This is a genomic window from Candidatus Magnetominusculus xianensis, from assembly GCA_001541255.1.
Classification (GTDB): Bacteria; Nitrospirota; Thermodesulfovibrionia; order Thermodesulfovibrionales; family Magnetobacteriaceae; genus Magnetominusculus; species Magnetominusculus xianensis.
On record LNQR01000060.1, the window covers coordinates 38,630 to 50,210 of the forward strand.

Annotated in this window: 11 protein-coding genes; 1 reads left to right on the plus strand and 10 read right to left on the minus strand. The window is 44.7% G+C overall.

The window, feature by feature from the left end:
- Positions 1-13 precede the first annotated feature (13 nt).
- A complete protein-coding gene (locus ASN18_RS08530) occupies positions 14-832 on the minus strand; it encodes a DUF350 domain-containing protein (protein WP_085052324.1) in 819 nt (272 codons plus the stop codon).
- A 437-nt stretch (positions 833-1,269) separates the two neighbouring features.
- Here ASN18_RS08530 and ASN18_RS08535 point away from each other — a divergent pair, with 437 nt between their 5' ends.
- Positions 1,270-1,788 carry a PilZ domain-containing protein gene (locus ASN18_RS08535; protein WP_085052325.1) on the plus strand — a complete coding sequence of 173 codons (519 nt, stop codon included), beginning with the start codon at positions 1,270-1,272 and terminating at the stop codon, positions 1,786-1,788.
- Between the two features lie 69 nt (positions 1,789-1,857).
- Here ASN18_RS08535 and ASN18_RS08540 read toward each other — a convergent pair whose 3' ends face one another.
- From ASN18_RS08540 to ASN18_RS08580, 9 genes are all read right to left on the minus strand, one after another.
- Complete coding sequence (locus tag ASN18_RS08540; RefSeq protein ID WP_085052326.1) at positions 1,858-3,369, minus strand: hypothetical protein; 1,512 nt, start codon at positions 3,367-3,369, stop codon at positions 1,858-1,860.
- A 169-nt stretch (positions 3,370-3,538) separates the two neighbouring features.
- Positions 3,539-3,823: a nucleotidyltransferase family protein gene (locus tag ASN18_RS08545; RefSeq protein WP_085052327.1), complete on the minus strand. Its 285-nt coding sequence runs from the start codon at positions 3,821-3,823 to the stop codon at positions 3,539-3,541.
- 7 nt (positions 3,824-3,830) lie between these two features.
- Positions 3,831-4,823 carry a KpsF/GutQ family sugar-phosphate isomerase gene (locus ASN18_RS08550; protein ID WP_085052328.1) on the minus strand — a complete coding sequence of 331 codons (993 nt, stop codon included), beginning with the start codon at positions 4,821-4,823 and terminating at the stop codon, positions 3,831-3,833.
- On the minus strand, positions 4,813-6,510 hold the full coding sequence (pyrG, locus tag ASN18_RS08555) for a CTP synthase (protein ID WP_085052329.1): 1,698 nt from the start codon (positions 6,508-6,510) through the stop codon (positions 4,813-4,815). The genes ASN18_RS08550 and pyrG overlap by 11 nt, the downstream gene beginning before the upstream one ends.
- Positions 6,489-7,271 (minus strand): 3-deoxy-manno-octulosonate cytidylyltransferase, encoded by a 783-nt coding sequence (gene kdsB / locus ASN18_RS08560; protein WP_085052330.1) that lies wholly within the window; start codon positions 7,269-7,271, stop codon positions 6,489-6,491. The genes pyrG and kdsB overlap by 22 nt, the downstream gene beginning before the upstream one ends.
- 4 nt (positions 7,272-7,275) lie before the next feature.
- A complete protein-coding gene (locus ASN18_RS08565; RefSeq protein WP_085052331.1) occupies positions 7,276-8,103 on the minus strand; it encodes a ParB/RepB/Spo0J family partition protein in 828 nt (275 codons plus the stop codon).
- Entirely contained in the window at positions 8,100-8,858 is a 759-nt protein-coding gene (locus ASN18_RS08570; RefSeq protein ID WP_085052332.1) for a ParA family protein, read from the minus strand. The genes ASN18_RS08565 and ASN18_RS08570 overlap by 4 nt, the downstream gene beginning before the upstream one ends.
- Positions 8,859-8,928: 70 nt before the next feature.
- On the minus strand, positions 8,929-9,642 hold the full coding sequence (locus ASN18_RS08575; protein ID WP_085052333.1) for a sensor histidine kinase: 714 nt from the start codon (positions 9,640-9,642) through the stop codon (positions 8,929-8,931).
- A gap of 26 nt (positions 9,643-9,668) precedes the next feature.
- Positions 9,669-11,285 carry a tetratricopeptide repeat protein gene (locus tag ASN18_RS08580; protein ID WP_085052334.1) on the minus strand — a complete coding sequence of 539 codons (1,617 nt, stop codon included), beginning with the start codon at positions 11,283-11,285 and terminating at the stop codon, positions 9,669-9,671.
- Positions 11,286-11,581: the final 296 nt, after the last annotated feature.

Here is an 11,581-nt window from a genome sequence, read left to right on the forward strand (position 1 = left end):
CAATCCCATTTTATCACATTATCCGGGCAATGACAATAGCAACCGAGAGTGAAATAGCCTCTACAACTGTCACGGCGGCGGTGTTTCGTTTAATAATCTGCTCAGACAGTGTGGTCTTAGGAAGAAAAATAGCATCAGCAACCTTCTGTATTACAAACAAAAAGGCCAGCCCGACGAAAGCACTGACAAAAAATGATATTATTCCGCGCTCCCATCCTATAAAATCCCCCGACACGCTTGATCTGAGAATCACTGCATAGGATATGACAACCCCGGCGAGGAAGACCCCGGCGCTGAGATTCCCACCTGCTATTTCATCTTTAATGCCGATTTGATAGATTTTCTGTGTTATTAAAAATATCAAAGCTATGACACACTGTGCCAGCGCAAAGAACACAATCGCAGACAGTAATCCCCCGCCCCCGCCTGAGAGTACCCCGTTGAGAACCAGCCCCGACGCAAGATAAATCCCGCAGTTGACCATTCCCACGGCGGCATTGCCCTCTCCGATGAGTTTGTTGTTGTCTATTCCCTTAAGAAACAGATACCTGTTAATGTAGTGAGAAAGAAAAAACAGCAGCGTAACAAGCGCCCCGTTGAGAAAGAAAGACGGTATATCTTTCATCGCTGTTTCTGTACCCAGTAAGCCGGACATTGCGATGGCCATACCAAAATACTGACCAAAACGCCATAGGGCAACAGCGGAGTTGGCGCCAATTTCCACGCTGTCGTCATCGTCGAACTTCGTAAGAAAGTCGGCTGTCCTTTTCGAGATAAAAAGAAAAAAGATGACTATAAGAATATCCAGCAAGTCATACAGGTACTTTTCCATACACAGCCCCCTCTCTGAAATCACCCTTCGGCTAATTTCGGCAACTTAGAATTCCAACGCTGCACCATCAGCTAAAATAACACATCAATGCTGTTTTCGTCAAACTCCTGTCAAAATGCCGACAGATAGGTAAAATGGAGTATAGCCCTGACTTGCCTCATCCTGGCGCTAACTGAAAAACTATGAGTCGTCTGTTGAAACCCGGCATTGTTTGTCTCACTGACAAAATATGTCAACATTAATCAGTGCCATACACGGCTGTCATATGATTTACGCGTGAAATATGCGTGGTTATTATGGCATGAATTTTGCTATGATTATTGTATGATGGTACATTTGACAGTTAGTCAATTTGGGGGTACGGCGCGATAACGTCACTACGTTTGAATAAACCCAGATTTTAACAATATTGATTGATTTATCAGGAGAAATACCAAATGATAAAGGCTGAATTGTTTAAGGGAGCAGGTACGCAACCTAAGACAATAACTGTATTTCCATCAACCGAGATGCATATTGTGTGTCCACACTGCGGAATCAAAGGAACAGTAAGAAAAGAATACCCACCTGAGCAGGCATTTAATATCACCTGTCCAAAATGCAAACAGTTTATTATTATTAATGTCAACAAGCGGCAGTTTTATCGTAAAAAGGTCAAGATTGAGGCATCATATTATATTGAAGGAACCAGCAGTCCGTTCAAAAAAGGGACAATTATAGATATATCAACCGGAGGATTACGCTTAAGGTGTTATAAGACAGTATCTGTTCATGCAAAGACAGGTAATTACATTTCATTGAGCTTTTCCTTACCGCCGAGGGAAGACCCAATAAAAGTACAGGGAGAAATTGTCACAATAATAGAGGAAACAGACAAAACCATGAGCTTTGGGCTAAAGTTTAAAAATCTGAGTGAATTCGAAGAGACACAAATTGGTTTTTTCCTTCAAGCCTGACCACAATCGCACTGCCATAGCCAAAAGTCAGGAGAGGGCGCTCCCCTTGCCTTCTGAGGAGCTATAAGTTCACTGTCTTGGATAATAAACGGACATAAAATATTTTTCTCTTGAGTGCAGAAACTGAAAATTTGAGCTGAATTTAACCTGATAATTCTTATCAATATCATTTATATTTCTTATAAACGTGTTTGTTACGCCTCCCCCTTCGTAGTGGTCCTTATATAAAATAATTATATCGAATTGTTTATTCAATATCTGTTTTTCAATTGTTTCCATAAACAATTCATTATAGCCATCGAAGTCATTAGAGAATATTTTCTTTAACACAGGATTTTTCGGCATTACTTCATTGCGGTAACAGGAAAAACCTGAATCATACACTTTTTGTCCTCTGCTGACAGCGCTAATGCTAAGAGGAGCGGCGACCAGGATATTTTTACCTTTTTGTATCAGGCTGTTGTATTGTCTCCACTGCGCCTCTACATTTCTATTCATAAATATCTCTGACGGGTCAATAGAAAAAACACCCATAGGGGGGATGACCGCCCAAAACAAACAATAGGAATAGCTGGTATAAACTGATAGTGAAAGCAATATTATTGATATGTGCCGCAAGACATTATAATTATTTGTCAGCGCAATCGTACTTATTAAAAAGAAAGGCAGGTAAATCTGGAAAAAATAAATCATCCATGCCCCATTAGAACCGCCAAGAATCAATACTAAGACAATCATAGATATGTACGCACAGTATGTGAAAAGCGATATTTGATGTGTAAAGAAAGGGTTTTTTATAATCTTATAATCAATTTTTATATATTTATAATAATCTATATGCTTATAAATATTATATATTAAAATTAACAACAAAAACATAATTAATCCTGCAGAGTGCTTTCCAAAATAATACAGTTGGTATAACAGGTATTTAATATGGTGGTAGTTATTAGAGTGGATATTATAGCTGTTAGCATTAATGTGATGAATAATGGTATAGTAAATATATGACTCATAATATCTGTTTACAAAGAATAAAGACAGCAGCAGTGAAGCAAAAAAGACTGTCATCCATTTCAGGCCTTTCTCCTTAGAAATATAAAAAAACACATATGACAGCAGCATTATAGTACCCAGCACAAAATATATTTTTGTATAAAAACTCAGCAGCCCAAAAATAATGCTTAATATCAAGCTGTTTCTTGAGTAGTCATTACGCCAAGGTATATAAATACAGAGCAGAAATAGAAACATACCTAAACTGTCAGGCTTTGAAAGAGGCGTCACAAAAAATATTAACGAAGCATATTGTATAATAAAAGCCCCATATATAAAAATAGGTTTAATCTTTAAGCGCAGCATAATAAGCGCAACTATCGAACACGAGAGAAATATAAATACTCCTGTAGCAGCCCTATGAGCCAGCAGTAATAATCTTTCATGACTAACACCAGATAACATTTTGTAAAATGGTATCACTACATAGTTATACATAATGCCATAGATATTCATATATACAGGATGGTTTATAAAATCATATGGATTACCACCTTTTAGAATCAAATCCGTAGAGAGTATCATGCCTCCTTCTCTAACTTCCAGTTGGTAAGGATATGATATAAGACAGGTGTGATATGTTAATAATCTATACAACAGATATGTAAAGAATATCCCAGCAATAAATGATATGAAGTGTATTAATGTAATATTATTTCTATTCAGGATATCTTCAAGGTAAAGCCTATAGCTTCTATGCAAATGTAACCTCACGAAGAATGACCTCCTTCATTTGTGGACGAATGGCATTCATCGTTACCAAGTCTACCTCTCTGTTGAATAAGTCTTCGAGATAGAATTTTAGTTCGGCGTAGTTGTCAAAAGTAACATATCCATCTTCAAATTCAACAAGGACATCGACATCACTTTCTGCTTTTGCCTCTCCACGGGCAAAGGAACCAAACACTCCTATAGTTTTGAGGTGGAATTGGCTCTTTATCACTTTATCGTGGGTCTTCAATATCTCGATGACGCTCACGAGGCCCTTACACTATTCCCTTTTTTAGAATATCGTGGATGTGGATGATGCCTTTTACTGTGTCCCCGGTGTCCCCTGTGTTACTGGCTTCAGGGACTATGAGTGATGTGATTGAGTGTTTTTCCATTATGGACAGGGCCTTTGCGGCAAGCTCTTCTTCTGAGATGGTGCGGGGGTTTGCTGTCATTATTGATGCTGCATCTTTTGAGTACAACTGCTGCCCCCAGGCTAGAAGACCCCTTCTCAGGTCACCGTCTGTTACTATGCCTAAGAGCCGTTTATCTCTGCCTGTGACCAGGGCAAGCCCCAGACGCTTTGATGATATTTCTATCACTGCATCCATCAGCTTTGTATCAGGTCTTACAAATGGCAGGGCGTCACCTGTAACCATAACATCCTTTACCCTTATTAACAGCCGCCTGCCAAGACTCCCATCCGGGTGTAAACACGCAAAGTCGTCCTGCTTAAATCCCCGTTTCTTTATCAGCACAACCGCTATTGCATCGCCCATCGCCGCTGCCGCCGTAGTTGACGATGTCGGCACAATCCCTAACGGACAGGCCTCCTTCTCCACTGATATATCTATTACCACCATTGCAGCCCTTGCAAGCGTGGAGTTGATATTGCCAACCAATGAAATCAGACTTACACCAAACCGCTTAAAAAATGGTATCAACTGTATTATCTCGTCTGTCTCGCCACTGTTGGAAATCGCAATAATTACATCGTCGCGGGTAATCATCCCCAAGTCCCCGTGACCAGCCTCTGCTGGGTGGACAAAAAACGCCGGTGTGCCCGTTGAGGCCAACGTAGCTGCTATCTTCTTACCTATCAGGCCGGACTTGCCCATGCCTGTCACAACGGTCTTACCCTTGCTGTCGTATATTATCTGCACTGCATCAAGAAAATTTTTATCTATACGCGGTCTCAGCGCAAGAATCGAGTCTGCCTCGGTTTGCAGCACATCGATGGCTGTGGCGACTGCCTCTTCAGGTAACATACGGGTGTCCTTTTTCAGCTCGCAGTGGTTTTCTCTCATAGGGGAAGAGGTGTTTTTTCTCCTTGAGAGCGGCTTCTATAAACGATCTGAACAGAGGATGCGGCTCAGTTGGCTTTGATGTAAACTCCGGGTGAAACTGACAGCCCAGAAACCACGGGTGGTTTATAAACTCTATTATCTCCACAAGCTCACCGTCCGGCGACAGACCGCTTATGACAAGGCCCTTTGACTGAAGCAGCTCTCTGTACTTATTGTTGAACTCATACCTGTGCCTGTGTCGCTCTGATATTTCGTCGCGCCCGTATGCGGCATATGCCTTTGTCTCAGGGATGCCAGAGACAAGAGTGCATGGGTATGCACCAAGCCTCATTGTGCCGCCCTTAGCGCTCTCAGGGTTACGTTTTTCTATACGCCCCTTTCTGAAATCATACCACTGCTCCATCAGATAAATCACCGCATCAGCAGTGCCCTCGTCAAACTCAGAGCTGTTGGCCGTCGGAAGCGAGCAGACATTCCGTGCAAACTCTATCACAGCACACTGCATACCTAGGCATATTCCAAAGTACGGAATCTTCTTCTCCCTGGCATATCTGGCAGCCTGAATCTTCCCCTCAATCCCTCTGTTGCCAAACCCACCGGGCACAAGTATGCCATCCACCTCAGACAGCAATACATTTGGCCCGCTTCGCTCTATCTCCTCGGCGTCAACCCACTGGAACACTATCTCTGCATCGTTTGCTATCCCGCCGTGAATCAGGGCGTCTACGAGGCTCTTATACGCGTCCTGATATTCTATATACTTGCCGACCATTGCGATGACGGCCTTATTTACGGGTTCTTTTATTCGTCTAACCACTTCTTTCCATACCGTGAGGTCTGGCGGTCTGGTTTGCAGATTGAAAACCCTTACAATCAGCTCATCAAGGCCCTCTTCGTGAAGGACAAGCGGGACTTCATAGATGGTCTTTACGTCGAGTGCGCCTATTACCGCCTCATAGTCGAGATTGCAGTGGAGGGCTATTTTCCTTTTCATGTCATCAGGCAGCGGCCTGTCACAGCGGCACAGGACGGCATCCGGCTGTATTCCAATGGCGCGGAGTTCTTTGACGCTGTGCTGCGTGGGCTTTGACTTCAGCTCACCGGCACTGTGGATATAGGGCACAAGCGTCAGATGAATATAGAAGACATTTTCCTTGCCCACGTCAAAACGAATCTGTCTGATTGCCTCAAGAAACGGCAGGCTCTCTATGTCGCCAATTGTACCGCCAATCTCTACAATGACCACATCAACGCCGTGGCTCAGGGCCATTATCACAGATTTAATCTCGTCTGTGATATGCGGCACCACCTGAACTGTCTGCCCAAGGTAGTCACCCTTGCGCTCTTTAGTTATTACGTTGAAGTATATCTTGCCAGAGGTATAGTTGCTGGCAATGTTTGTGCGTATATGTGTGAAGCGTTCATAGTGTCCGAGGTCGAGGTCGGTCTCCGTGCCGTCGTCTGTGACAAACACCTCGCCGTGCTGAAATGGACTCATAGTGCCGGGGTCGATGTTTATATAAGGGTCGAGCTTTTGGAGGTTTACCCTGAGACCGCGCCCTTCAAGCAGCGCCCCTATGGATGAGGCCGCAATGCCTTTGCCAAGAGACGACACAACGCCCCCGGTCAGGAATATGTATTTAGCCATTTTTTAACCTTTTCTATATCAGTTGGGCAGTCAACCCCTATGGTCTCGTGCGTAGTCTGCCCTACCTTTATTCTGATGCCGTTGTCCATCGCCCTCAGTTGCTCAAGCGACTCCGCCCTCTCAAGAGGGCTCTCCGTAAGACCAGCCATGCGCTGAAGAATTTCTCTGCGATAGCCGTATATGCCGATGTGCTTATAGTAATGCGTCTGCCCTGTGCTGCCGCTGAATATTATATTACAGTCTTTGGTGATTGTTGTAAACTCCCTGTAGTATGGGATTGGCGCCCTGGAGAAATACATTGCAAAGCCGTCAGCGTCTGTCACTACCTTTACTACATTGGGGTCAAATATAGCCTCCGCCTCGGTTATCCTCTTTTTCAGAGTTGCAATACCGGCGCGGCTGTCGCTTATTAACAGTTCTATGACGGCGTCTATCATATCTGGTCTTATCAGGGGCTCATCCCCCTGGACATTGACTATTATATCATATATATTATTGTTCGGGGCGCTGGCGGCCTCAAAAATCCTGTCCGTGCCGCTTTTGTGGTGCGTCCCTGTCATTATCGCCTCACCGCCGAATGCCCTGACCGCATCAACAATCCTCTCGTCGTCTGTTGCAACGATTACTGTCTCTGGCAGCGCCGCCTTTTTAGCGTTGTCATAGACATGTCTTATCATAGGAAGACCGTTTATCAGCGCAAGCGGCTTCCCGTTAAAACGCGTCGATGCGTATCGTGATGGTATAATTACGGCTGCCTTCATCCTGCTATATCCTCAGTATATCGATTAATCTGTTTAGCTCGTCCAGCGAGTAGTACTCAAGGACTATCCTGCCCTTGTTGCCGTCATGGTTGATGTGTACCTTTGTGCCCAGGGTCTTTATCAGCTCATCCTCGACAGATGCTATGTAGGGGTCTCGCTGGGGCTGTGGCTTTGGGGGCGGCTTATCCTCTGCAAGTTTCTTGCAGAAGGCCTCAGTCTCCCTGACATTGAGGGCGCTTTTTATCACATGTGCTGCCGCGTCAAGCTGGGTGCCGGGGTCTGACAGGCTGAGAATTGCACGTGCGTGCCCGGCGGTAAGTTTACCTGCAACAATATAGTCTTTGATTTCAGCGGGCAGGTTTAAGAGCCTCAGGTAGTTGGCCACAGTTGCCCTGTCCTTGCCGACTTTAACGGCAACTTCCTCTTGTTTAAGGTCGAACTCATCTATTAATCTTTGAAAGGCCGCGGCGGTCTCGATGGGGTTGAGGTTTTCTCTCTGGATGTTTTCAATTAGTGATATTTCAAGTGAGTCTTCTCGATTTTTATCTCTGATAATACAGGGAATCTTCTTAAGACCGGCAAGATTAGAGGCACGCCACCGCCTCTCCCCGGCAATCAGCATAAATGTGCCGTCACCGTTTCTGGACACTATTACCGGTTGTATTACGCCCTGAGCAGTTATTGAAGAGGCCAGTTGAGCAAGTGCGTCTTCGTCAAAGTGCTTGCGGGGCTGGGCCGGGTTTGGAAATACCTTTTCGATTTCAACATGGCTTATCTCTTCACCTTCCTGTGGGATAAGGGCGTCAAGGCCTCTGCCCAATGCCTTTTTCATTCAACCAATACCTCCCGTGCCAGTGCCAGATATGCCTGTGCGCCCTTTGAGCGGACATCGTAGTGAAGCGCCGGTTTGCTATGGCCTGGGGATTCTGCCAGAGTAACGTTTCGCGGAATTATCGTCGTATATACCTTTTCATTAAAATGTGTCCGCACCTCTGCTGCTACCTGTGCAGAGAGTGAATTTCTCATATCATACATAGTCAGCAGGATTCCTTCTATAGATAATGATGGGTTAAAGGACTTTTGTACAAGACTTATCGTCCTGGTCAACATGCTAAGCCCCTCAAGCGCGTAGTACTCGCACTGCACGGGGATGATAACGGAATCAGACGCAGTGAGGGCATTGAGCGTTAGCAGCCCCAGAGACGGCGGGCAGTCGATAAGTATGTACTTGTACTGGTGTCTGATTGAATTAAGTGCGTCCGACAACACCCATTCGCGTCTCTTCTTTGAGACAAGCTCTATCTCAACGGCCAGAAGGTCAACAGTGCATGGTACAATAAACAGATGCTCAAACGGCGTGGCTGCTATGGTATCGGCGATTGCATACTTAGATGTGTACACGTCATAGATGCCCTTAGTGATGTGTCTTTTGTCGATACCTACGCCGCTTGTAGAGTTACACTGCGGGTCAGTGTCAACGATAAGGATATCTTCGCCAGCCAGGGCAATAGAGGCAGCAAGATTAATGGCCGTTGTAGTCTTTCCAACACCACCCTTTTGATTTGCTATTGATATTATCCGCCCCATTAAGTGTTCTTACCGGCCGATGACAACAAGACAACTATTTTGGGTATTTTGGGCGAAATGCCCCCTGATGTTATGGCAGACAGATACAAAAAATGCCACCCCCAAGGACTCCGCCGTTTGCTATGGAGATATAACCTTCTTTATCCTTATTTTTATGAAACCTTGCTACCATTTCAGAAAAATAGATGCCAAGCCCCGTGCTTCCCGTTGTAAAACTTATCTGGCGCGTATTGCTGCCTGAACCGCCGCCAAGCATTGTTGGTGGATAGCCTACCCCGTTGTCTTCGACACAGATATTGAGGTACGAGTCCTTTTCATATACTGACAACCGGAGCATGTCCTTCGTATATCGAAATGAATTGTTCATTGTGCTGCTTAGAACGCCGGCAATTAGTTCCTTGTCTATAAACCAGTACAGGTCATCGGGACAGTCTATCTCGATGCCTATTCCCTTGTATTCCATTAAAGACATATTTTGCGAAACGACCTCATCAATTAAATCATAGAGCGGGGTGTGTGAGATATTAAGCGAGTAGAGAGAGTTTTCAAGCCTGTATAGAGAAAGAAGCTGAATGAGATTGTTGTTGACGCGCTTGGCCTCGTACTGGAGTTGTGACAGGAGCTTGCCCGATGAGTACTCACTCTCTTTGAAAGTCTCAACCACCTCATCAAGGTGGTTTATCAGCACACCCAGTGAGTTTTTCATATCGTGTACAGAGGATGCCAGCACGACAGAGAAATCCAGACTGCCTTCTTTATTATCGGCTCTGTTATTAGATTCCATAGTTAATCAGCCTCGCTTTATTCCCGTCATTTTACTACTGTTTGAAACAATTCTATAAGGGCATGGAACTTATCATAGGACGGGTCAACCTTTCTTACCCTTTCAAGATACTGCTTGACCTTGTGAATGAGTTTGTCTGTGGTGCCGCCCTTTTGCATATACATGAGGATTGCCTGGGCTGCGTTCGCGTTTATGATCTTATTTTCAGGCGCGCTGGCGGCTGCTTTCTCAAAGTACTCGATGGCCTCTTGCAGCTTGCCGTTTTTCACAAGGGCTACGCCTTCGTTATTAACTGCAATAATTTTTTGCTGTGTCTCAACAATCAAGCGAGAGCCTTCGTCCTTCATATCGGCCTCGTCGAAGACGGACTGCGCCTTTTTAAGCAATTTCTCATTGTCGTGGTTGTTTTTAATGACATCCTGCATGATTTTACTTGCCTTGTCTTTCTCTCCGAGTTGAAAGAATGAGTTTGCCATATCCAGAGACGCTTCTGGAGACAAATAATTTCTCACCGACTCAAACAGCATTGCGGATTCATTCAGGGCCTTTTTAAGACCGTTTTCGTCTCCCATGGTCTTATATGCCAGTCCCTGAACTACAACAGACTGAAGCGCTGCCTCAGGTTCACCTTCAAACAATTTTTTTGATTCCTCAAGGAGTTCTAATGCCTTGCCCGGCGACTTCTTTTCAATCAGCACTTTAGCTAGTCCGGTGTAATCGGCGGCCTCTCTGAAGCACGACAGCTTACCCATGTCAACGGCATTTCTGAATGACTTTTCTGCTGTATTTAAATCCTTGTTTTTAATAGCCACCTGTGCGAGGGCCTTTTGTCTAAGTATTGCCTTAGGGGATACTTCAACCGCCCTGGTCAGGACACGCTGTGCCTCTTTGGTCTCCCCCAGTTCATCGAGGGTCTTTGCAAGCCAGTCGTATGCCTCCATCAGCGACCTGTGTTCATCGACCAATTCCTGAAAAATATCCCGCGCCTCAAAGAACCGTTCTGTATAAAAACATACCTTGCCCAACCCCAGTAACGCCCACGGCACCCTTCTTATGGCAATAACTGCGTCGTAAATCTGCTCGGCGTCTGAGTAGTTGCCAAGAGTTATAGATAAATCCGCCTTTATCCGCATGAACTCGTACATGTTTTTTGGTTTTTGTTCGATGCGCTCGTTACATGCCTGCAGGGCTGCAATGTAATCCTGCCGGTGAATTGCCTTTTCTACGCTTTCAAAATCACTCTTTCTGTTTAGAAGCCTCTCAAGACGGTTCAATAAGGCATTCTTTGTAAATGGTTTTGTCAGATAGTCGTCAGGCTTATATTCCATGGCGCCCATGACCATCATCATGGTGTTTTCAGCCGTTACCATCAGAAAGCAAGTCGAATAGCGAAGTAAGTCCCTGTGTTTTATCTCTTCGAGAATCTGCTGCCCGTCTCTTTTACCATCGCCAAGATTATAGTCACATAAAATTACGTCATATGGTTTTCCTGCAATCTTTTCAATTGCGTCGTCGCCGCTGCCCGTATCATCTATATCCATAGCGCCCAGGGCCTGAAACATCTTCCTTACTGAGCGCCTGTACTCAGAAAAATCGTCAATAATCAGTATTCTCTTATGTGTGAAATCTATTTTTGCCATCATCTTCCCTTGCTTATCAATTAATCAGTCTATACTTTAACATAACATCATACGTTTTGTCTTCTGTCAACGGCGCGGCAGCAGGGCAAACGCATTTGAAAATTACAATAGCCGTTTCGTCCTCTGGATTCCAGCTTTACCGCGAAAGTCCTATTGAGTAAGGCACAAAACTCCTCTGAGGCGGCCCTTAAAATGGGCCCAGGCGACTATCTATCTTTTTTCGATTTCGTATTCTTTTATTTTATTTATCAGCGTCTTATAGTCTACCTTCAGAAGTGCCGAGGCCTTTTTCTTGTTGC